Below are 22,698 nucleotides of genomic sequence, written 5' to 3'. Positions count from 1 at the left end.
GTGAACCTCGCCTTCGTCGAGAGCCCGGTCCAGCTCCTGAACGTCCTGGAGTGGGCCTACGCAGAGGGAGGCGACGACCACGTCCTGGCGGACGTCACGGTCGTCGTCCTCCCCCCGGTCGACCCGATGTCGCGCGGCCAGCTGCGCCGGATGGCGGAGCTGGCCCGCGACGAGGGCGTCAACGTCCGATGGCAGGAGGCGCGCGGCGGTGCGGGCGCGCCCCTGAAGACCCTGCGCGCCCTGACCGGACTGCTGCGCGGCGCGGACCGGATCGTCATAGGGGACCCGTTCTCCCGTTACGTCCAGCTCCTGCTGACCATGGTCCGCGCCCGCCGCATCACGGTGGTCGACGACGGCACGGCCACCATGGAGTTCGTCGCCCAGCTCGCCCGCGGCGAACGCCTGGTGCGCTGGCACCGCAAGGGCAGCTCGGGCCCGCGCGAACTGGTCCTGGCCCCGGTCACGGCCCGCGCCCGCAGCCGCTTCACCCCCTCCGCGACGCGTACCGTCGAGGTCTTCACGGCGATGCCGGTCGAGGCCCCGCCCGGCGTCACCGTCACCCCCAACACCTTCGCCTGGACCCGCGCCCGCTTCGGCCCGCCGCGGCTCACCAAGGGCGCCGACCTGGTCGGCACCTCCCTCGTCGAGACCGGCGTGGTCGACCAGGACCGCTACCTGGAGGCCGTCTCCTCCCTGGCCCGCACCCACCAGGCCGCCCGCTACTTCGCCCACCGCCGCGAGTCCACCGAGAAGCTCCACGCCCTGGAGGCGGCCACCGGCCTGGAGATCGTCCGCCCCGACCTCCCCCTCGAACTCATCGCCCGCCGCGGCCCCATCGGCCGCACCGTCCTGAGCTTCCCCTCCACGGTCGTCCACACCCTGCCGCTCGCCCTGGCGGGCACGGAGGCCAGGGTCGCGGTCTGCGACATAGCCCCGGAATGGCTCCGTGACACCGCCTCCCCCCGCGCCCACGGCTTCCTGACCGGGGTCACGGAGACCGCCCGCGACGTCCAACGCCTGGCGCCCTGGCGGGCGACGGCGGTCGGGGAGGCGTGAGAGCGGCCTGACGCGGGCCCGACGGGAATCGGCGCGGGCAGGCCGCGCGTGATCGGACCGTGCCTCCGGGGCACCACCAGGGGTGCCCCGGACGGTTCGTCGGGGACGCGGTGCGCGCCCGTGCCCTCAGGCGTTCCGGCGCTCCAGCATGCGGGACAGCAGGTTGCGGGTGGCCCGCTGCACGTGCGGGTTCACGAAGCCGGGCTCGTAGAGCGCCAGCGGCCAGTAGAACGTTCCGGCGACGAAGACCTGCGTGCCCCGCTCGTCGACGCACAGGCTGGTGTTCTGCACGGTATGGCCCCGGCCCAGCCGGTCGTGGTAGGGGGACGCGGAGAGCAGCGTCTGCGTGGTGCCCGCGGGCCGTGGCATGGCCGGATCGAAGCCGTCGGCCTCGACGGCGATCAGGTCCGGAATGCTGTCGCCGTCCCGCAGACCGGTGCCCGACCAGAACCAGTGCCCGCTCTCCCGGACGACCAGGGGCGCGGGCGTCTTGAGGATGCCGTTGTACTGGACGCCGAGCAGCCCCTGCTCCGCGTGCCGGTGCTTCGTGCCCAGCTCGCGCCACCGCACCGTGGGCCCGCTCGGCCCCGGTTCGGGGTCGGTGGTCTCCTTGTAGCAGGTCACCACACGGTTCGGACCGCCGTCGGCGGCGTCCTCGACGCGGATCTGGAAGTAGATGTTGTTGGCGGTGAGGAACGCGAGATGGGTTCCGGCGGAGACGGCGCGCTCGGCGCAGTCGCGCATCTCCCTCGACCAGTACTCGTCGTGTCCGGAGAACATCATCACGCGGTGCTTCGAGGGGTCGACCCGGCCCTCGTGCAGGTCCACGCTGCTGGCATACGTGATGTCGTAACCGGCGCTCTCCGCCCACCGCGCCGCGCTGGTGTCCAGCTCGAACCAGTGCGGCGTACCCGACAGCGGGTAGGGCCGGTCGAAGGAGACCTTGAACGCGCGATCCCCGGGTGCGCCCCACACGCCTTCGGGGCTGTAGCCGCGGTACAGGTTCTTTCCGGTGCGTCCGTCGTAGGGCCAGAGGTTGTAGGCCTGGTACGTGGTGAACGGGACGACCATCAGGATGTCGGAGCGGCGCTCGGTGTCGCGTACGACGAAGGGTGTGCAACTGCCGTACCCGTCCTCGGTCGTGAAGACCGCCACGTAGATCCCCGACCCCCACGACCCCGGCACGCGCAGCGTCCACGAGACCGGCCAGTCGCAGGCGATGAGCCGGGCGTCGCCCTCGGCGGCCGGCCTGGTCCGCGGGTGCACGGGCACCGGGTCGCTGGTCAGCAGATGCCGGATGCCCGTTCCGCCGTAGTGCCCCACGCGGTGGACGGCCACCGTGCACGTCTGGCTGCGGTGCGACGACAGGTGGAAGTCGATCGACTCCCCGCGGCTGACGGAGGTCTTCGACGCGTAGCCCTGGATCTGGCCGACGGTGTCGGAGACCTTCTTCGTGCCGCCCCGCAGCCTGTTCCATTCCTTCGGGACCGCACGACTCCGCGGCACCGAGGGGCTGTTGCTGACGTGTGTGGCCGGGGTGGTTCCGTCCTGCACCCGGCATCCGGCAAGAGCGGCAGCACCGATTCCGAACGCGGCCAACGCCGCCCTACGGGACACCTTCGACACAGACACGCTCCGAGACCTGGACGCCGGGCCTGGTGCCCCGCGCGCGGACATGTGCGACCGGCCGACGCGGGAGTCCCGGCGCCGTTACCCGTCGGCGACCGTTCTCACTCCTGGTGAATGTGGCCGATCGTGAAGGATGATGGGGAGAAGATGTGGTTGGTTGCCTGCGGAAGGCATCGCGATGAACAGAGTGAATGAAATGTAATTTTTAGTCCGAAATTGCATGCCTCTCGCTGATTCGGTTCGGTGTGAGGGGTGATGGTTCCCTTTCGTCGCCCTTCCGTCGGCCTCCCTTCCGTCAGGGCCCGTTTGTCGGCCCCCTCCTTCGGCTCCCGCCTCCGGTCCGGAGCGGGGCGGGAGAGCCGGTGTCCGCGCACCCTGTGCCGGAGGGGTGGCGGGAAGGTGCCACCCCGAGCTCGGAGCGGCCCGCGCTCAGGGTTTGCTGGGGTCCGTCCCTGATGGTGGAAGGGGGCGGGCCGGAGCGAGTATCGGCCCATGAAGCAAAGTGAAGTGACGACCAGTCATATTCCTTTCGTCGGTGCGGCCCTGATCGCCGGACCCGTCCTGATGGCGGCGTACGGGGTGGTGCGGCTCGTCGGGCGGGGGCTCGACGACTACGGGCCCGGGGTGTGGTGGTCGGCGGCCCATCTGCTGTTCCTGGCCGGGGTGTTGGCGTTCGTGCCGGTCTTCCCGGGGCTGTGGAGGGCGGCGGGCGTACGGGGCGGCAGGGGGACGGCGGTCGGGGCGGCGGCCCTGATCGGGCTGGCCGGTGCGGCGGCGGTCGCGGTGCAGGCGGGGATCGACCTGGTCGTCGGGTTCCTCGCGGCGGACGAGGACGCCATGAGTGAACTGTTCGAGAGGGTGCAGGACGTGCCCGGGGTGGTGCCGCTCGTCTACACCGTGGTGCCGATGCTGTTCTGGCTCGGCCTGCTGGCCCTCGTCACCCTGCTCGCCCTCTTCCGCCGGGACCTGGTGCCGGGGTGGACCCCGCCGCTGGTGCTGGTCGCGACGGTGCTGATGGCGGTGGGCCTGGACCTGCTCCCGGTCGGCGGGCTGTGCCTCGGGCTCGCTCTGCTGCCGGCGCGGCGTGCGCTGTCCGGCGCGCGGAGGCGAGGGAGGCGAGGCGGAGGAGGGGCGTGAGGGGGACGAGGTGAGGGGGTGCGGGTCCGTTCACTCGAACGGGCCCGTTCTGCGCCCCGCGTGCGCCGGGCGATCGAAATGCGCGAGTTTACCCACCTCGTCGTCAGCTCACACGCGGCAACCCGGTCATTTATTCGTCTGTGTGGCTGAACTTTTCTTGTTTCATGGTCAGTTGAAGGGGGAAGAGACGTACCCTTCACCGGGTGAACCACTTGATGTCCCGCGCGTCCGATGCTGTTCCCACGACCTCTGGCGACCCCCTCCCCGGCACTCTGTCCGACACCCTGCGCGCCGAGTTGATCGCCTTCCGGCGCGACCTGCACATGCACCCCGAGCTGGGCAACCAGGAGTTCCGCACCACCGCGGCCATCAAGGCCCGGCTGGAGAAGGCCGGGCTGCGGCCCCGGGTCCTCTCCACCGGGACCGGACTCGTCTGCGACGTGGGCACGCGGGACGACTCCACCCGGCCGATGCTCGCCCTGCGCGCGGACATCGACGCCCTGCCGATCCCGGACACCAAGTCGGGGGTCCCGTACCGTTCCACCGTCCCCGACCGGGCGCACGCCTGCGGACACGACGTCCACACCACCTCGGTCCTCGGCGCCGGGCTCGTGCTCGCCGAGCTCGACCGCGAGGGGCTGCTCCCGAACCCCGTGCGCCTGATCTTCCAGCCGGCCGAGGAGGTGCTGCCCGGCGGGGCGCCCGACGCCATCGCGTCCGGGGCGCTGGAGGGCGTCGGCCGGATCATCGCCGTGCACTGCGACCCGAGGGTGGACGTGGGGCGGGTCGGGCTGAAGGTCGGCGCGATCACCTCCGCCTGCGACCGGCTGGAGATCGCCCTCGACGGCCCCGGCGGGCACACCGCCCGGCCGCACCTGACCACCGACCTGGTCACCGCCGCCGCCAAGGTCGCCACCGAGGTGCCCGCGCTGCTGTCCCGCCGCGTCGACGCCCGCGCCGGACTCGCCGTCACCTGGGGACGGCTGCACGTCGGGCACGCCTGTAACGTGATCCCGCAGCACGCCGAGCTCTCCGGCACCGTGCGCTGCCTGGAGCTGGCCGCCTGGCGCGAGGCACCCGACCTGGTGCACGCGGCGGTCGACGAGGTCGCCGGGATGTACGGCGCCAAGACCTTGATCAACTATGTCCGCGGCGTCCCGCCCGTCGTGAACGACGCCTCCGTCACCGATCTGCTCGCCGCCGCGATGACCGCGCGCCGCGGTGCCGACGCGATCGAGAGCACCGAGCAGAGCCTGGGCGGCGAGGACTTCTCCTGGTACCTGGAGCACGTCCCCGGCTCCATGGCCCGCCTCGGTGTCCGCACCCCCGGCGACAGTGCCCGGCTCGACCTGCATCGCGGCGATTTCGACGCCGATGAACGGGCCATCACGGTCGCCGTGGAACTCTTCACTGCCGCAGCATTGCTCGAGAAGGCCGCTTGACACTCGGGTGCGGCTTTACGGTCTGCCCGGTGAGTTCATCGGCGGACCGTTCTTGGCTGTGGCCGCGTCGGGCTGGTGCCTGCCGGCGGCGCCAGTCGGACCAGTGGAGCAGAGCGATGTCCCCCCGTGCCCCGGTTACAGCGGGTGCGCCGGTGGCGATGTTCGCTGCTGTCGATGTGGATCCGGTCTGGCGCAGGCGCAGGCCCCTCGCACCGGCTACGGAGTGCTGTCGGTGCTGCTGTCCGGCACTGGGGGAAGACGGCCGGGCGACGACGAGCCAGCCGTGATCCGAGCCATGGCTGCCTCGAAAGTGCCCGTCAGTGGACAGGACATATGCCATGGCGGAAGGCCACCACACGGTCCCCAGGAATGTCCGGTGATCGCGCGGTGGCCGTAGCCGTTCCCGGCAGAGTCTGCCACCAGGCCGACGCCCTCAGGCCGAGTGGGATTGCGCAGGACGCTGTCCTTGCCGATACAGGCCGGACAGCGCCCTGGGCACCGTCGTCAGATGCGGTAGACGTTCACGCCCACCTTGTACACACCGACATCGGGGCTGTCCGAGCACTTCGCGCTGGAAGTGTCTCCGTTGCCCTGGCCCCGGCCGTACACGACCCACTGTTTCCCGCGAGGGTCGATGCAGGTGACCTTCACTTGCTGACGCTCCAGCAAGGGCAGCATCCCCGTACATTTCGAGTAGCCGGTCCATGGCGCCTTGCTGGACTTCCACATGTCGCAGTCGGCCTTTTGGGCCCCGACCTCGCCCGCTGTGGCGCTCGGCGCGATCAATAGAGAGCCGGCTACTGCCACGAGAGCGAACGCTGAAGTGATTGAGCGTCTTTTCATCTCTGTCCCCCCTTGTGATGCTGGAATCAAGTTGCCCTTTGAAAGTGACTCTCTGGTCGTGTGGGCAAGATGAAGAGTTGCTGGATCAGTGATTCTCAGTGGTCGAAGGAGACGCTGACTTTGTGGACGCCGACATTTGGGTTGTCAGAGCATTTCGCGGTCGAGGTCTTGGCATTTTCTTTCCAGGGGCCGTAGACAATCCACTGGGATCCGCGAGGGTCGACGCAGGTGACCTTCACGCGGAACTTGTCGAACTTTGCCATGCCGCCGCAGTAGGCAGAACCGGACCATGGCGCACTGTTGGACGCCCAGGTGTTGCAGTCGCCGACTCGTATCCCGGCCGATGCGCCGGGCGCCAGCGTGAGTGTTCCCGCAGCGAGAGTGAGAGCGATTCCCGCGATGGCGGAGATCCTCTTTTTCGCGGTTCCCCCTCCGTTTTCCAGAAAAGCCGGGCCAGATGGTCGGCGCAGCGCCCGGTTTTCGGATGGTGAGATATTTTCCCCATCGCAGTGCGCAACTCATTTGAAAGGTCCGCACTGGCGTGAGCGAAGGGGTCGATAAATTCTTATCAGTGAACGATCGGGTTTGGCAATGGGATAGGAAAATGCGCAGGTGAGGGTCGCTGAATGGAGGATTCCGCTCCGGATTCGCGCGAGTTCTCCACTCCGCGACTTTGGGTGATGGTTACGGAGGGTGTCCAGACAGTTGCTCCGGGGTGCCTGGGGGTTGACACCGTCGTGGTTCGCGACGATCCGATAACGACTGGTGAACGGGTGCTTAAGTGACATCTACGCGCGTTACGATCGCCGCGAAACCAGCGCCGGAAGAGGCGCTTCGGTCAGGTTTGAAGGAGCCTTCCCTTGCGCCGGGTATCCAAGATCACCGCTGCGTGTGCCGTCACCGCGACCCTCGCGCTCACCGCCTCCGCGTGCGGTGAGTCGTCCACCGAGAGCTCCGGCTCCGACAAGGGCAAGATGAAGATCGGCATGGCCTACGACGTCGGCGGCCGTGGCGACAACTCGTTCAACGACTCCGCCGCGCGCGGTCTGGACAAGGCCAAGTCCGAGTTCGGCGCCGAGACGAAGGAGCTCACCGCCAAGTCCGGTGAGACCCCCGCCGACCGCGAGCAGCGCCTCCAGTCGCTGGCCGAGGGCGGCTACAACCCGGTGGTCGCGGTCGGCTTCGCGTACAAGGACGCGGTCGACAAGATCGCCCCCAAGTACCCGAAGGTCAACTTCGGCCTGGTCGACTCCGTTGCCACCTCCAAGAACGTCGACAGCATCGTCTTCGCCGAGGAGCAGGGCTCCTACCTCGCCGGTGTCGCGGCGGCGCTGAAGTCGAAGGACGGCCAGGTCGGCTTCATCGGCGGCGTGGACCTGCCGCTGATCAAGAAGTTCGCCGCGGGCTTCCAGCAGGGCGTTCTGGAGACCAACCCGAAGGCCAAGGTGCAGATCCAGTACCTGTCCACCGGATCGGACCTGTCCGGCTTCGGCAGCCCCGACAAGGGTGCCGCCGCCGCGAAGGGCATGCTCGACAAGGGAGCCGACGTCATCTTCGCCGCCGCGGGCGGCTCGGGTGCCGGTTCCATCGAGGCCGTCGCGGGCAAGGAGGGCGCCTGGTCCATCGGTGTCGACTCCGACCAGGCCCTCGACCCGTCGCTGGCGAAGTACAAGGACACGATCCTCACCTCCGTCGTCAAGAATGTCGACGGAGGTGTCTACGACCTGGCCAAGTCCGTCAAGGACGGCAAGCCGCTGACCGGCACGCGGGCGTACTCCCTGGCCGAGGATGGCGTCAGCCTGACCACCACGGGCGACCACCTCAAGGACATCCAGGCCAAGCTCGACGAGGCGAAGAAGAAGATCGTCGACGGCGCCATCACCGTCAAGTCCACCCTCTGATCCGGCCGGTCCGGCCGATTCGGACCAGATCGTGGACGGGGCCCGGTGAACCGCTTCGGCTGTTCGCTCGGGCCCCGCGACGCGTAGGGATTCCGCTTCGTTCGCGTAGTCGTATGTGCACGGACCGCCACTTGCTGTCAGGTGGTCAACGATTTGGTGATGCTACGCGCGTAGCACGCGCGGGGCGCGGTACCTTTTCACGCTCCCTGTCACCTCCGTCCTGCGGGTTTCCTCCCGCCGTGTCCATCCCTCCGTCCTCCTCGTCCCGCCTCCCTCCGAGTCCCGAGTCCCCCGTCCCCGTCCCGTCGCCTCCGCCCTCCGCTCCTGTCCAAGGAGAGTGCGCCATCAACGCGTCCAGCAGTCCCCATGCCGTGGAACTCCGCGGTATCACCAAGCGGTTTCCCGGGGTCGTGGCCAACCACGACATCGACATCACCGTGCGCCGCGGCACCGTCCACGCCCTTGTCGGCGAGAACGGCGCCGGCAAGTCCACTCTGATGAAGATCCTTTACGGCATGCAGAAGCCGGACGAGGGCACCATCGCGGTGGACGGCGAACAGGTCTCGTTCCACAACCCCGGCGACGCCATCGCGCGCGGCATCGGCATGGTGCACCAGCACTTCATGCTCGCCGACTACCTCACCGTCCTGGAGAACGTCGTCCTCGGCTCCGAGAAGCTGTACGGGATCGGCGAGCGGGCCCGCACCAGAATCAAGGAGATCTCCGACGCCTACGGGCTCGGCGTCCGCCCGGACGCCATGGTCGAGGACCTCGGGGTCGCCGACCGGCAGCGCGTGGAGATCCTCAAGGTCCTCTACCGCGGCGCCCGCACCCTGATCCTGGACGAACCGACCGCCGTCCTCGTGCCGCAGGAGGTCGACGCGCTGTTCGACAACCTGCGCGAACTGAAGGCCGAGGGCCTGACCGTCATCTTCATCTCGCACAAGCTGGGCGAGGTGCTCTCGGTCGCCGACGACATCACCGTCATCCGGCGCGGTACGACAGTGGGCACCGCCGACCCGAGGAGCACCACGAGCAAGCAGCTCGCCGAGCTGATGGTCGGCAGCGAACTCCCGTCGCCGGAGACCCGTGAGTCGACCGTCACGGACGTGCCGATGCTGACCGTCGAGGGGCTGCGGCTGAGCGCCACCGACCCGGACGGCGTGGTGCGCTCGGTGCTCGACGGCATCGGCTTCACCATCCACAAGGGCGAGGTCCTCGGCATCGCGGGCGTCGAGGGCAACGGCCAGTCCGAACTCGTCGACGCCATCATGGGGATGCGCCCCCTCGACGCCGGGACCGTCATCCTCGACGGCGCCGACATCACCCGCACTCCGACCCGCAGGCGCCGCGAGGGCGGCGTGGGCGTCATTCCCGAGGACCGCCACCGGCACGGGCTGCTGCTGGAGGCCCCGCTCTGGGAGAACCGCATCCTCGGGCACGTCACCGAGCCCCCCAACAGCAAGGGGGCGTTCCTCGACCTCAAGGGCGCTCGCGTGGACACCGAGCGGATCGTACGCGAGTACGACGTCCGCACCCCCGGCATCGACGTCACCGCGGCCTCCCTCTCCGGCGGCAACCAGCAGAAGCTGATCGTCGGCCGCGAGATGAGCCACCATCCCAAGCTGCTGATCGCCGCGCACCCCACCCGGGGCGTCGACGTCGGCGCGCAGGCGCAGATCTGGGACCAGATCCGCGAGGCGCGCCGCGACGGGCTGGCGGTGCTGCTGATCTCCGCCGACCTCGACGAGCTGATCGGGCTCTCCGACACCCTGCGCGTCATGTACCGGGGCCGGCTGGTCGCGGACGCCGACCCGGCGACCATCACCCCGGAGGAACTCGGCTCGGCGATGACGGGCGCGGCCACCGGACACCTCGAAGCCACGGACGGCCCGGCCCCCGAGCGTATCGCCGCCAACGCCACCGGCAGCGTCACCAGCCCCGAAACCGACCCCCGGGACGGGGGAGAGGACCGATGAAGAAGATCGACAAGGAGCGGCTGCTCCTGGGGATCGCGGCCCCCGTACTCGCGGTCGTGGTCGCCTTCCTGGTGACCGCGCTGGTGCTGGCTGCCACCGGCAAGGAGCCGTTCAGCGCCTTCGGCATCATGTTCGATTACGGTCTGAAGTCGGACAGCCAGGTCTACATCCTGAACAAGGCGACGACGTACTACCTCGCGGGTCTCGCGGTGGCCGTCGGCTTCCGCATGAACCTCTTCAACATCGGTGTCGACGGCCAGTACCGCCTCGCCGCCTTCTTCGCCGCCGCGGTCGGCGGCGCGCTGACCCTGCCGGGCGCCCTCCAGATCCCGCTGATCATTCTCACCGCGATGATCGTCGGCGCGATGTGGGCCGGGATCGCCGGTGTCCTCAAGGTCACCCGGGGCGTGAGCGAGGTCGTCGCGACGATCATGCTGAACGCCATCGCGACGGCGGTCATCGGCTACCTGCTCCAGCAGGGCCGCCTCGGCCACCTCGACGAGGCCGGCACGAAGATCTCGACCAAGCCGCTCCCCGAGTCCGCGCACTTCTTCGAGTTCCCGACCACGCCGACCCCCGTGTGGGGCTTCATCGCCGTGGCGGCCGTCGCCGGCGTCCTGTACTGGTTCACGCTCTCGCGGACCCGGTTCGGCTTCGACCTGCGCACCGTCGGCCAGTCCGGCTCGGCGGCCGAGGCCAGTGGCGTGGACGTCAAGAAGATGGTCGTCACCTCGATGGTGATCTCCGGCGCGGTCGCCGGTCTGGTCGGCATGCCGACCCTCCTCAACGACAGCTACGAGTACAGCGGCGACTTCCCGGTGGGCATCGGCTTCACCGGCATCGCCATCGCGCTCCTCGGCCGCAACCACCCCGTCGGCATCGCGCTCGGCGCCCTGCTCTGGGGCTTCCTGGAGCGTGGCACCGGCAAGCTCGAATTCGAGGGCTACGACAAGGAGATCGTCGGCGTGATCCAGGGCGTGATCGTCCTGTGTGTCGTCATCGCCTACGAAGTCGTCCGCCGCTATGGACTCAAGCGCCAGCAGAGCAAGGTCGGCGCGGAACTCGCCGCACAGGCCGCCGCCCGCGCCGACGACCAGGCCGCCCGTACCAACGACCAGCAGGAGGTGTCGGCGTGAGCGCCACGGCGACTTCCACTCCGCCCGCCGCGGCCCCCAAGGTCTCCGGCGGCAAGGGCGGCCGCACCCGCCTCTCCCTCCCCGTCGTCCTGCTGATCGTCGCGGGCGCCCTGCTCGCGCTGTCCGCCGTACGCGCCGTCACCGGCGCCCAGGACGTCACCTCCGCCGGGCAGATCAGCGCGGCGCTCGCGATGGCCGTGCCGATCGGGCTCGCCGGACTCGGCGGGCTGTGGGCCGAGCGGGCCGGCGTGGTCAACATCGGCCTCGAAGGCATGATGATCCTGGGCACCTTCTTCGGCGCCTGGGCCGGTTGGCAGACCAACCCCTGGCTCGGCGTCCTGGCCGGTGTCGTCGGCGGGATGCTCGGCGGGCTGTTGCACGCCGTCGCGACCGTCACCTTCGGCGTCGATCACATCATCTCCGGTATCGCCATCAACATCCTGGCGCTCGGCTTCACCACCTACTTCGCCAAGCTCTGGTTCAACGAGGGTGAGGCGGCGGCCAAGGGCGGCAGCCCGAAGCAGTCGCCGCCGGCCGACGACATCACCTCGGTGACGGTCCCGGGCCTCTCCGACTGGCTGCACTCCATAGAGAAGCACCACTGGTTCTTCGTCTCCGACCTGGCGGGTGTGCTCGGTGGCCTGGTCACCAAGGTGTCGCTGCTGACGATCCTGGCCGTGGTTCTCTTCGTCCTCACGTTCTTCGTGCTGTGGAAGACCTCGTTCGGGCTGCGGCTGCGTTCGTGCGGCGAGAACCCGGTCGCCGCGGAATCGCTCGGCGTGAACGTCTACACCTACAAGTACATCGCGGTGATCGTCTCCGGCGGCATGGCCGGTCTCGGCGGTGCCTTCCTCTCGCTCGTCACCTCGCACATCTACAACGAGGGACAGACCGGCGGCCGCGGCTACATCGGCCTCGCCGCGATGATTTTCGGTAACTGGCGGCCCGGCGGACTCGCCATGGGCGCCGGGCTGTTCGGTTTCGCCGACGCGCTCCAACTGCGCAACGGCGGCGAGTCCGTCCACGCGCTGCTCCTGCTGCTCGTTGTCATCCTCGCGGTGCTCGCCGCCTGGAAGCTCTATCGCAAGAGCTTCGTCCAGGGCGCGGTCAGTGCCGTGGTCGCCGCCGCGGTGCTGGTCTGGTACCTCACCACGGACAGCGTGCCCACCGAGTTCGTGAGCGCCACCCCGTACATCGTCACGCTGCTCGTCCTCTCGCTCTCCGCACAGCGGCTGCGGACGCCGAAGGCGGACGGCATGCGCTACCGGAAGGGCCAAGGCAAGTGACCGTCCCCGCCGAGGTCGACTGGGCGGCGCTGCGCAGCGCCGCGCGGTCCGCCATGACGCGTGCGTACGTCCCCTACTCGCACTACCCGGTCGGGGCCGCCGCGCTCGTCGACGACGGGCGGATCGTGTCCGGCTGCAACGTCGAGAACGCCTCGTACGGCATCGGGCTGTGCGCCGAGTGCGGACTGGTCTCGCAGCTCCACGTCACCGGCGGCGGGCGGCTGACCCACTTCACCTGCGTGGACGGGGCGGGCGAGATCCTGGTGCCGTGCGGCAGGTGCAGGCAGTTGCTGTACGAGTTCGGCGGGCCGGAGCTGGTCCTTCAGACGCCGGACGGGCTGCGCACGCTCGACGAGATGCTGCCGCAGGCGTTCGGACCGGGGCATCTGAAGCCGTGACGACCTCGCCCACGATGGGCGGTGGACGCTGCGACGCCGCTGACAATCGTGGGCGAGGCCGTAACCGGCGGCACCGAGCCGACCGTGGCCCTCCCGCCCGTCGGGAGGGCCACGGACCGGGCCGTTCCCGCCGCCGCCCTCTATGCGCGTAGAGTCATACGGGACTCTTGCGCACGTACGTACAGGCCGGAAGGACTCCCAGGACATGGACGCCATCTCCGTCATCCGCACCAAGCGCGACCGGGGCGAGCTGACCCCCGAACAGATCGACTGGGTCATCGACGCGTACACGCGCGGCGAGGTCGCCGACGAGCAGATGTCCGCGCTGGCCATGGCGATCCTGCTGAACGGCATGAACCGCGCCGAGATCGCCCGCTGGACCGCCGCGATGATCGCCTCCGGCGAGCGCATGGACTTCGCGTCGCTCTCCCGGCCCACCACCGACAAGCACTCCACGGGCGGCGTCGGCGACAAGATCACGCTGCCGCTCGCCCCGCTGGTCGCCGCGTGCGGCGCCGCCGTGCCGCAGCTCAGCGGCCGGGGACTCGGCCACACCGGGGGCACGCTCGACAAGCTGGAGTCCGTCCCCGGCTGGCGCGCGCACCTCACGAACGAGGAGATGCGACACGTCCTGGACACCACCGGCGCCGTCATCTGCGCCGCGGGCGACGGGCTCGCCCCCGCCGACAAGAAGCTGTACGCGCTGCGCGACGTCACCGGCACCGTCGAGGCCATCCCGCTGATCGCCAGCTCGATCATGTCCAAGAAGATCGCCGAGGGCACCGGCGCACTCGTCCTGGACGTCAAGGTGGGCTCCGGCGCGTTCATGAAGACCATCGAGGACGCCCGCGAACTGGCCTCCACCATGGTCGCGCTGGGCACCGACAGCGGCGTGCGGACGGTCGCCCTGCTCACCGACATGGCCACCCCGCTCGGCCTGACCGCGGGCAACGCCCTGGAGGTGCGCGAGTCCGTCGAGGTGCTGGCGGGCGGCGGCCCGAAGGACGTCGTGGACCTCACCCTGGCCCTCGCCCGCGAGATGCTGGACGCGGCCGGACTGGGGGACGCCGACCCGGAGAAGGCCCTCGCCGACGGCTCGGCGATGGACGTCTGGCGCCGGATGATCTCCGCCCAGGGCGGCGACCCGGACGCCGCGCTCCCGGTCGCCCGCGAGCGGCACGTGGTCACGGCCCCGGCCACCGGCGTGCTGACCCGGCTGGACGCGTACGACATCGGCGTGGCCGCCTGGCGGCTCGGCGCCGGACGGGCCCGCAAGGAGGACGTGGTGCAGGCGGGCGCGGGCGTCGAACTGCACGCCAAGCCCGGCGACCCGGTCACGGCCGGGCAGCCGCTGCTGACCCTGCACACCGACACGCCCGAGAAGTTCGAGTACGTACTGAAGGCCCTGCCCGGCGCGTACGACATCGCCCCCGAGGGCACCGACTTCACCCCGACGCCGGTCGTGCGCGAGCGCATCGCCTAACGACCTGGGGACCGCGCAGGCGCGCGCGTCGCGCCCCGGACCACCGGACGGGACCCCACTCCCGTCCGGGGAACGGGAACGGCCCGTCCGGACGGATTCCTCCGCCCGGACGGGCCGTTCCGGTGTACCGGTCGGTCCTACTTGCCGAAGTAGGCGTTGTAGATCGCCACCGAGGACTTGTTGCCCTTCTTGTCGGTGACATCGGCCTTGTAGGAGACGGACTTCCCCTTGGCCGGGTTCTTCACCGAGAGCTTGCCCGACTTGACCGCGGTCTTCTTCCAGGTCTTGCCGCCGTCATAACTGACGTACACCGTCAGCGACTTGAGGTTCTTACCGGCGGCCGCGCCCTGGACCGTCACCGGCACGGACGCGGTCCTGCCCGCGGTGACCTTGCCGTCCAGCGTCACATTGGGCGTGAAGCGGACCGTGGAGACCGGCAGCGCGGTCCGGGTGCCGGTCTTCTTCGACCGGAAGGTCCAACTGGCGTCGATCCGGCCGGAGACGGCCGACACCTTGGGGGAGATCCGCACGGAGGTGGTCAGCCGGTAGTCGGCCGTGCCGGCCGGCACGGCGCCGAGGGGCTCGCCGTCCAGAGGGTTCGCGCTCTGGAGGAGCTTCTTGCCGTTGCGGTACAGCACGGTCTTGACCGAACTGTAGGGCTGTTCGCCGAGGTTGCCGCTTCCGTCGGCCGACAGCATCAGCTGACCGTCGATTTCGTTACCGTCGCGGAAGAGCCCCAGGTCGGTGCCGAGCGCGGGGCCGAACACCGCGGTGTTGATCTTCTTCGCGTACGTGGCGCCCGCCTTGAAGGTCCGCGGGTCACCGAGCGAGTAGCCGGACTCGACGTTCGGGTAGCCGTCCGGGTCCACCCCGCCTTCCTGCAGGAAGTCGAAGGACCACTTCACCTTGTCGGCGGTGGACACATAGGCGGTGACGGTGCCGGGCAGCTTGTGCGTGGACAAGTCTCCCCAGGAGCCGGACGAACCGGGGAGCAGGCCCCATGCCCCGACCGCACCGGCCTTGCCCTTGACGGACGAGCCGAGAGCGAGGTTCACCTTGGCCATCTGACCGGCGGTGAACTTCCGCTTGTACCCGGTCGCGGCCTGGGTCACTGGCCCGCCGACCGCGATGTCGTACCGGGTCGCGGCCCCCTTGGTCCACGTACCGATCCACTGCTGGGAGAGCGAGCCGTCCGTCACCTTCGGGCCCAGGTGCGCGGTGCGCAGACCCTTGTACGACTCCAGGTACCAGCCGTAGCCGTAGCCGATGCCCTTGGTGTCGAACTGGATCTCGGGCGCGGCCAGCAGGTCCTTCGTGCCGGTGGCGGGCAGGGTGAACTCCACCGGCTTCGTCGTGCGCGCGTCGAGGGTCACGCTGGTGCTCTTGCTGATGTCCAGCTTCGGCTGGGTCAGCCAGTCGGTGCCCTCGGTGCTGTCCTCGGGGTCGGTGTGCACGGCCGTGTTGAGCACGTAGCCGCCCTTGGGCACGCGCAGCTTCGCCGTGCCGTTCTCGCCCGTCGGGTGCAGCCACATGCCGCGTCCCAGGCCGGAGAGTCCGGCCAGGTCGTTCTCGTAGAACGTGGCGGGCTTGCCGTCGCGTCCGATGACCTTGAGGGTGAGGTCGTACGACTCGATCTCGCGCTCGACCGCCGCGGCGGTGCGGACGGTCTGGCCGCCGCCGGTCCCGACGACGTACGCCGAGTAGCCACCGTCGGCGTTGCCGCCGAGCCGGGTGTCCACGGTCAGCGGCACGTCGACGGTGCCGCCCGCGGGGACGGTCACCTTGTCGGAGCCGAGGGTGAAGAAGCCGGCCGGGGCGGGCGCGCCCTTCGGCCCGGTGGCGGTGACCGCGAGGTCGAGGGTGACGTCCGTCGTCCCCAGGTTGCGGTACGTGATCTGCTTGGTGACCGGGGTGTCGTCGGTGTGCGGCCACTGCTGCACACCGAAGTTCAGCGACACCGGGTCGGCGACGACGGTCTGGGCGATCGCCCGGTCGACGGCGATCCGGCCCGAACCCTGCTGGAACGGGGTGTACTCACCCGGCTTCGTCGAGGCCGTGAGGGCCCCCTTGAGCTCGGTGTACTTCCAGTCCGGGTGCTGCTGCTTGAGGAGCGCCGCGGCGCCCGCGACGTGCGGGGTCGCCATCGACGTACCGGAGATCGTCAGGTAGCCGGGCGGGTTCTGGCCCTCCTCCCGGTCGATGACGGAACCGGGAGCGGCCGCCGCCGTGATGTCCACGCCGGGGGCGGTGACGTCGGGCTTGATCGCACCGTCGCCGACGCGCGGGCCGCGGCTGGAGAAGTCGGCCAGCTGGTCCTTGTCGTCGACCGCGCCGACGGTCAGCGCGGCGTCCGCGCTGCCCGGGGAGCCGACCGTACCGGGGGCGTCACCGTCGTTGCCCGCCGCGATGGCGAACAGCACGCCCTTCTCGGCCGACAGCTTGTTGACGGCCGCTTCGAGCGGGTCGACCTCCGGGCTGTCCGTGCCGCCGAGGCTCAGGTTGACGACGTCCGCGCCCTGCGCGACCGCCCACTCCATGCCCGCCAGGATGCCGGAGTCGTCGCCGAAGCCGCCGTCGTCGAGCACCTTGCCCGCGAGCAGCCTGGCGTCCGGGGCCACGCCCTTGAACTTCCCGCCGGACTTGGTGCCCGTACCGGCGGCGATCGATGCCACGTGGGTGCCGTGGCCGAACCGGTCCTTGGTGTCGGACGAGGTGGAGAAGTTCTTCGCCTCCAGGACCTGGCCCTTGAGGTCCGGGTGGGTGTCGTCCACGCCGGTGTCCAGGACGGCGATCTTGACGCCCTTGCCGGTGTAGCCGGCCTTCCAGGCGGCGGGGGTGCCGATCTGCGGGACGCTCTTGTCGAGGCTCGCCCTGCGTACGCCGTCCAGCCAGACCCGGTCGATCCCCGCGGCCGTGGTGCGCTGGACACCGCGCGACGACTTGTCGGTGAGCGCCTGCCAGATCTCCTGGGCGTCGTCCACCGGCGTGGTCACCGACTCGGCGTTCAGCGAGTTCAGGGTCCGGCCGACCCGGGTGGCGCCCGCGTCGTGGACCTCGGCCTTTGCGGCCGACGCCCGCGCGCCCCGGTAGGAGACGATCAGCTTCAGGCCGGACTTCTGGGCCCTGCGGATCTCCGCGCGGTTCAGCTCGGTGATGTCGAACAGCCGGCGGTCGAGCTTCCCGGAGTTGATCAGCCGGTGGGCGTCGGCGGGGACGAGCAGGGTGTGCCCGTCGCGCATCTGCCGCTGCACGGGTATGTGTTCACGCCCCTTCGCGGGCAGGAACCGCAGCACCCGGCCCTTGGCGTCCACCGTGACGCGGTCGCCGGTGATGAGCGTCAGCTCGTGCGTCGCCCCGGCGGCGGTGCCCGCCGACCGGGCGGGCGTCGGCTGGGCCGCGGCCGGGGTGGTCATCCCCGCCGCGAGGGCCACGGCGGCGGCCGCGGCGATGGTCGAGACACACGCGCTTCTCACGTGTTTGCGCAACTCTCCCCCTGGAGAATCAGGCGGCCCACGAGGGCCACTGGTCAGTCGGTCCGACGGCACGGTCGTGGTAGCCGGACAACCGAGCAGCTGAAGGCTGAACAGCCGGGCGGCGAAGGCCGAACCGTCGGACCGCTGGTACAGACCGGTCGTGTAGCTAGAGGGGGAATTGATCGCACAGGTTCACAGGTGGCGTACAGATGAACGTAGTTGACGCAAGTTGTTCGCTGACGGAGCGTTTGCGGGCACCGAACGGGACCCGGAGGACGGGGTGCGGCCCGCCACGGGGCGGTGATGAGGCCGGACTGCGCCGAGCGGACGGAAAGCGGAAGCGATGAGTTTCGGCCGCGGGAGCGGTCTGTCTGACGTGGAATCGATGACCCCGAACGTGTTCGTCGTCACCGGCCGCGTCACGCGGGCCGCGGTACCGGGACTCTGCGCCGAGCTGGAGTCCCTGCTGTACGACGCCGAGGGCACCGTACGCGTCCCGGACGACCGGGTGGACTGCGACGTGGGCGGCGTCGCACAGGTGGACCTGGCCCTGGTCGAGGCCGTGGCACGGCTGGGACTCGTCGCCCGGCGGGCGGGCGGCAAGCGCCTGCGCCTGCGCAACGCACCCTCCGAACTGCTCGCCCTGCTCGACCTGTTGGGGCTGTCCGGTGTGCTGGACGTGACCCACGGGGCGGAACGTGGGGACTGCGGGCCGGGGCCCGGGGCGGGCGGGCCGATCCCCGAAGGCCGCGGCTCCGGACCGGGGGCCCGGGCGCCGGAGCCGTGAGGTATGGGGGCGAGGTTCGGGACCCGGGACGCTGCCGGCGCGGGGCCGCAGGCGACGAGGCCTGAGGGGCGACGCCCCAGGGACGACTCTCCAAGGGCGACGCCCCAGGGACAACGTTCCAGGGGAGGCGCCCCAGGGACAACGTTCCAGGGGAGGCGCGCCGCCCGACGCCCGCCTGCCCCGCTCGTCCTCAGTCCCCGTCCCGGACCGCCTCGCCCTCCGTCTCGGCCCGCGCGCACACCCGCACCGAGAACGTGACCGTGCCGCCCTCCGGGACCACCGTCTCCGTGGGGGACGGCGACACCGCCGGGCCGCGTCGGCCGCGCTCAGTGTCATATCGGCCGGGTCTCACACCGCGTCGGTGTCGAGCCGGTCCGGCAGCCCGAACAGCGGGAACCAGCGGGGCGTGTCCAGGAAGCAGTGCATCCCCGTGATGGAGCCCTCCGAGACGTCGATGACCTGCACCGCCCACGGCACGAACCCCGGGCCGTCCGGATCCGGCTTGTAGTGCGCGAACGCCGGGGTGCCGTTGGCCTCCGTCGCCACCAGTCGCGAGCCCGCGCAGGCCGCGCCGATGGTCTGCATGAAGCCGGTGATGTCGGCGTGCCCCCGGAGCCAGAGGTCGAACGGCGGCATGGTCATCACGGCGTCCTCGTGGAGCAGCGCGGTCAGCGCCGCCATGTCGTATCCCTCGAAGGCGGCGACGTACCGTTCGAGGAGTTTGCGCTGCTCCTCGTCGAGCGGGTTCGCGGTGTCGGCAGGCTTGCCCGCGTGCTCCGTGAGCGTGGCACGCGCCCGCTGGAGGGCGCTGTTCACCGAGGCGACCGAGGTGTCGAGCAGCTCGGCGACCTCGCTCGCCTTCCAGGCCAGCACCTCGCGCAGGATCAGCACGGCCCGCTGCTTGGGCGGCAGATGCTGCAACGCCGCGACGAACGCGAGCCGCACCGACTCGCGCGCCACCGCGGCCTCCGCCGGGTCGTCGACCGACGGCAGGATCCGCCCGCCCGGCATCGGCTCCAGCCAGGTGTTCTCCGGCAGCGGGTTGAGCGCCGCGTCGGCGAGCGGTGTCGGGCCCGACAGGTCGACCGGCCGGGCGCGCTTGCTGCCCGCCTTCAGCATGTCCAGGCAGACGTTGGTGGCGATGCGGTACAGCCAGGAGCGCAGCGACGAACGCCCCTCGAACTGCTCGAAGCTGCGCCAGGCGCGCACCAACGTGTCCTGTACGGCGTCCTCCGCCTCGAAGGCCGAGCCGAGCATCCGGTAGCAGTAGCCGGTCAGCTCGACCCGGTGCCCCTCCAGCCGGCTGTCGATGTCCGCCGTCCCCGCCGGCACCGTCAGATCACTCATCGCTCCACCCCTGTTGCCCTGTGACACCGATCACTTCGGTCCTTCGGACGCTACCGGAGCCCACTGACAACGGGGGTGGGAAGCGGCCAAGCCGTGCCCGTCCCGGCACACCGCGTACGGGACGGCGAGGACGACGCGGGGCGAGGACGACGGGGTGCGGATGGACCCGGATGCGGACTCGGTCACGCGCCGACGGACCCGGGTTCGGACGGGCTCACGGCCGGCAGGTCCCGGCGCGGAAAGCGGTCGGACACCGACGGGCCCGGACGCCGACTCGGCTCAGGTGCCGGGCTTGCGCCCGTACACGTACACGTCGTCGCCGTTCTTCAGCAGCTTCCAGTACGCCTTCGCGTCGGCGTCCCGCATGTTGACGCAGCCGTGCGACCCCGGGTTGTTCCACATCTTCAGGCCGACCGAGTGGAACGCCTGCCCGCCGTCGAAGAACTGGGAGTACGGCATCCGCACGTGGTAGATCGACGACACGTGGTCGATGTTCCGCCAGTAGACCTTCTTCAGACCGGTGCGGGTCTCGTACCCGTCCCGCCCGGTCCGCACCGGCACCGGACCGAACTTCAGCTTCCCGCCGTCCTGGATCCAGCTCAGCTGCCGGGTCAGGTCCACACACGCGATGCGCCCCTTGTTCGTGGGGCACTTCTTGTCCTTGTTCGGGTTCTTGCCGGCCGCCTTCTGGGCCGTGAGCGTCTTCATCGTCCGCCAGGTGACCGTACCGGCGTAGCCGATCGCGGGGGTGACCCCGTAGGTGTTCTGGAACGACCGGATCGCCTTGCAGTCGGCGGCGGACTGCTTGCCGTCGACCGGCCGGTGCAGGTACTTCTCGACCTGCTTCTGGTACGGCCCGGTGGACGCCGTGCAGCTCGCGGCCTGCGCCGGTCCACTGGTGCCGAGCACGAGCGCGGGCGCCGCCGTCAGCCCGGCGACGGACAGCGCGAGTGCCCGCCGTGACCGGGCGCCCCCTATGGATGCCGTCAATTTCATCTCCGCCGACTTCCCTTCCTGAGTGGTGACGTGGTCCTGCCTGCTAGACGCGCGTCGGGGAGCCGATGGTTGTGTGCGCATACGTCTCGGTTCTGTCCCGGATCTCCGTATCCGTCGACGGGCCCCGCGGCAGCCCGTCGACCTTCTCACGGTCGCCGACCGGCCCCTCCTCCCGGTCTCCTTGTGAGGCAAGGAGCTTCCGGTGAGCGGCGGGGTCGTGGACGAGCGTGCGGGGGCGCGAACTCGGCAGGGAGCATCCACCGCTGCACCGGAGACCGGTCCAGCTGAGCGCCCGCGGGGGCCGCCCCTGCGTCCCGGATGCTCCGGGCGTTCCGGGCGCTGCGGATGTTCGGGCTGTTCCGATGGTCCGGACGTTCCGGATGGGGCGACCCTCGCGTGGGTACCGTGTGCGGTCCCGCGAGACGCCCACGCGGTCAAGGGCGGATCGGTGCCGTCACCGGGCCGGGGCCGTCGCGCGCCGCGCGGCCCGTGAGCCGTACAGCGTGACCGTGACGACGCCGAGAACCGCGAGCAGCCCCAGCGAAACGGTTCCGGACCAGCCGGCGGCGTGGAAGGCGACCGCACCGAGCGTGCCGCCCGCGCTGGATCCCAGGTAGTACGCGGACTGGTAGAGCGCCGACGCCTGGGCCCGGCCCCTCGTCGCCGTACGGCTCACGGCCGAGGAGGCGACCGCGTGCCCGGCGAAGAAGCCCGCCGTGATCAGCACCAGTCCGAGGAGCACGAGGGCCACGTCGTCGGCGAGCGAGAACAGCAGTCCGGCGGCGGTCGTGGAGACGGCCAGGTACAGCGCGCCCCGGCGGCCGAGCCGGGCGACCAGCTTTCCGGCCGCGGCGGAGGAGACCGTACCGACGAGGTAGACGAGGAAGATCGAGCCGACGACACCCTGCGGAAGACCGAACGGCTCCGCCACCAGCCGGTAGCCGATCACGGTGTAGACCGCGCCGAACACCGTCATGAACAGCGCGCCGATCGCGTACAGCCGACGCAGCAGCGGATCGGCGAGATGCCCGCACACCGTCCGCGCCACGGCCTTCGGGTTCAGCGAACCCGGGGCGAAGTGCCGCGCCTTGGGGATCATGAAGTGGAACGCGACCGCGCAGGCCGCGGCGAGCAGCCCGACCGCGCCGAGCGCCGCCCGCCAGCCCCACAGCTGGGCGATCCAGCCGGTGAGGACGCGGCCGCTCATACCGCCGATGCTGTTGCCCGCCACGAACAGTCCGATCGTGGCCACCAGCGCCTTGGGCCGCACCTCCTCCGCCAGGTACGCCATCGCGGAGGCGGGCAGCCCGGCCAGCGCCGCGCCCTGTACGGCGCGCAGCGCGACGAGCCAGCCCAGCGAGGGGGCGAAGGGCACGAGCAGCCCGACCAGTACGGCGACCGTCAGCGACGCGGTCATCATCTGCCGCCGCCCGAACCGCTCGGAGAGCGCGCTCAGCGGCAGCACGCACAGCGCCAGCGCGCCCGTCGCGGCGGAGACCGTCCAGCTGGCCTGTCCGGCCGTGGCGCCCAGCGAGGCGGAGACGGCGGGCAGCAGGGCCTGCGTGGAGTAGAGGAGCGCGAAGGTCGCGACACCCGCGGCGAAGAGGGCGAAGCTCATCCGGCGGTAGCCGGGGCGGCCGGGTTCGAGGCGGTCCGGCTCGGCGGTACCGACCGCGGCGGCAGGCCCCGCAATGGCGGTCGCGGCGGGTACGGGGGCGTCGGCTACGGGGGACGGCTGGGGCGAGGCGACCACGGTGATCGTGGCCGCCCCGGTACTGGCAGGAGGCATGCTTCGAACGTAGGCC

17 protein-coding genes are annotated in these 22,698 nt (G+C 70.5%); 10 read left to right on the top strand and 7 right to left on the bottom strand.

The window, feature by feature from the left end; all coding sequences use genetic code 11:
* Positions 1–1,056 carry a hypothetical protein gene (locus tag AB0E67_RS04075; RefSeq protein ID WP_362020592.1) on the top strand — a complete coding sequence of 352 codons (1,056 nt, stop codon included), beginning with the start codon at positions 1–3 and terminating at the stop codon, positions 1,054–1,056.
* A 126-nt stretch (positions 1,057–1,182) separates the two neighbouring features.
* On the opposite strand, the gene AB0E67_RS04070 is transcribed toward AB0E67_RS04075, so the two are convergent.
* Entirely contained in the window at positions 1,183–2,562 is a 1,380-nt protein-coding gene (locus AB0E67_RS04070) for a N,N-dimethylformamidase beta subunit family domain-containing protein (protein ID WP_362020589.1), read from the bottom strand.
* A gap of 615 nt (positions 2,563–3,177) precedes the next feature.
* Between AB0E67_RS04070 and AB0E67_RS04065 the strand changes: the two genes are divergently transcribed.
* The gene (locus tag AB0E67_RS04065; protein ID WP_362020586.1) at positions 3,178–3,822 is read left to right on the top strand and encodes a hypothetical protein; all 645 of its coding nucleotides are present in this window, start codon (positions 3,178–3,180) and stop codon (positions 3,820–3,822) included.
* Positions 3,823–4,037: 215 nt separating this feature from the next.
* Positions 4,038–5,264, top strand: a complete 1,227-nt coding sequence (locus tag AB0E67_RS04060) for an amidohydrolase (RefSeq protein WP_362021453.1) — start codon at positions 4,038–4,040, stop codon at positions 5,262–5,264.
* 504 nt (positions 5,265–5,768) lie between these two features.
* On the opposite strand, the gene AB0E67_RS04055 is transcribed toward AB0E67_RS04060, so the two are convergent.
* Both AB0E67_RS04055 and AB0E67_RS04050 read right to left on the bottom strand, forming a co-directional pair.
* Entirely contained in the window at positions 5,769–6,071 is a 303-nt protein-coding gene (locus AB0E67_RS04055) for a hypothetical protein (protein ID WP_362020583.1), read from the bottom strand.
* 131 nt (positions 6,072–6,202) lie between these two features.
* A complete protein-coding gene (locus AB0E67_RS04050; protein ID WP_362020580.1) occupies positions 6,203–6,370 on the bottom strand; it encodes a hypothetical protein in 168 nt (55 codons plus the stop codon).
* Between the two features lie 597 nt (positions 6,371–6,967).
* Between AB0E67_RS04050 and AB0E67_RS04045 the strand changes: the two genes are divergently transcribed.
* The 6 genes from AB0E67_RS04045 (at position 6,968) to AB0E67_RS04020 (ending at position 14,290) form a co-directional block, all read left to right on the top strand.
* Positions 6,968–8,008, top strand: coding sequence for a BMP family ABC transporter substrate-binding protein (locus AB0E67_RS04045; RefSeq protein WP_362020578.1), 1,041 nt, complete (start codon positions 6,968–6,970; stop codon positions 8,006–8,008).
* Between the two features lie 371 nt (positions 8,009–8,379).
* Positions 8,380–9,987, top strand: a complete 1,608-nt coding sequence (locus AB0E67_RS04040; RefSeq protein WP_362020575.1) for an ABC transporter ATP-binding protein — start codon at positions 8,380–8,382, stop codon at positions 9,985–9,987.
* Positions 9,984–11,123, top strand: coding sequence for an ABC transporter permease (locus AB0E67_RS04035; RefSeq protein ID WP_362020572.1), 1,140 nt, complete (start codon positions 9,984–9,986; stop codon positions 11,121–11,123). The genes AB0E67_RS04040 and AB0E67_RS04035 overlap by 4 nt, the downstream gene beginning before the upstream one ends.
* Positions 11,120–12,409, top strand: a complete 1,290-nt coding sequence (locus AB0E67_RS04030; RefSeq protein WP_362020570.1) for an ABC transporter permease — start codon at positions 11,120–11,122, stop codon at positions 12,407–12,409. The genes AB0E67_RS04035 and AB0E67_RS04030 overlap by 4 nt, the downstream gene beginning before the upstream one ends.
* Entirely contained in the window at positions 12,406–12,807 is a 402-nt protein-coding gene (locus tag AB0E67_RS04025; RefSeq protein ID WP_073781624.1) for a cytidine deaminase, read from the top strand. The genes AB0E67_RS04030 and AB0E67_RS04025 overlap by 4 nt, the downstream gene beginning before the upstream one ends.
* 205 nt (positions 12,808–13,012) lie before the next feature.
* Positions 13,013–14,290: a thymidine phosphorylase gene (locus tag AB0E67_RS04020; RefSeq protein WP_362020567.1), complete on the top strand. Its 1,278-nt coding sequence runs from the start codon at positions 13,013–13,015 to the stop codon at positions 14,288–14,290.
* Between the two features lie 137 nt (positions 14,291–14,427).
* Here AB0E67_RS04020 and AB0E67_RS04015 read toward each other — a convergent pair whose 3' ends face one another.
* A complete protein-coding gene (locus tag AB0E67_RS04015; RefSeq protein ID WP_362021451.1) occupies positions 14,428–17,703 on the bottom strand; it encodes a S8 family serine peptidase in 3,276 nt (1,091 codons plus the stop codon).
* Between the two features lie 445 nt (positions 17,704–18,148).
* Here AB0E67_RS04015 and AB0E67_RS04010 point away from each other — a divergent pair, with 445 nt between their 5' ends.
* Positions 18,149–18,550 (top strand): STAS domain-containing protein, encoded by a 402-nt coding sequence (locus AB0E67_RS04010; protein WP_362020565.1) that lies wholly within the window; start codon positions 18,149–18,151, stop codon positions 18,548–18,550.
* A 348-nt stretch (positions 18,551–18,898) separates the two neighbouring features.
* On the opposite strand, the gene AB0E67_RS04005 is transcribed toward AB0E67_RS04010, so the two are convergent.
* The 3 genes from AB0E67_RS04005 to AB0E67_RS03995 all read right to left on the bottom strand — a co-directional run bounded on the left by AB0E67_RS04005 (position 18,899) and on the right by AB0E67_RS03995 (position 22,682).
* Positions 18,899–19,897: a sigma-70 family RNA polymerase sigma factor gene (locus tag AB0E67_RS04005; protein ID WP_362020562.1), complete on the bottom strand. Its 999-nt coding sequence runs from the start codon at positions 19,895–19,897 to the stop codon at positions 18,899–18,901.
* 279 nt (positions 19,898–20,176) lie between these two features.
* Entirely contained in the window at positions 20,177–20,893 is a 717-nt protein-coding gene (locus AB0E67_RS04000) for a L,D-transpeptidase family protein (RefSeq protein WP_362020559.1), read from the bottom strand.
* 454 nt (positions 20,894–21,347) lie between these two features.
* On the bottom strand, positions 21,348–22,682 hold the full coding sequence (locus AB0E67_RS03995) for an MFS transporter (RefSeq protein WP_362020557.1): 1,335 nt from the start codon (positions 22,680–22,682) through the stop codon (positions 21,348–21,350).
* Positions 22,683–22,698 lie beyond the last annotated feature (16 nt).

This window comes from Streptomyces sp. NPDC032161 (assembly GCF_040636995.1).
Lineage (GTDB): Bacteria > Actinomycetota > Actinomycetes > Streptomycetales > Streptomycetaceae > Streptomyces.
The sequence above is the reverse complement of the archived record's forward strand: the minus strand, read 5'-3'. Positions and strand labels throughout refer to the sequence as shown.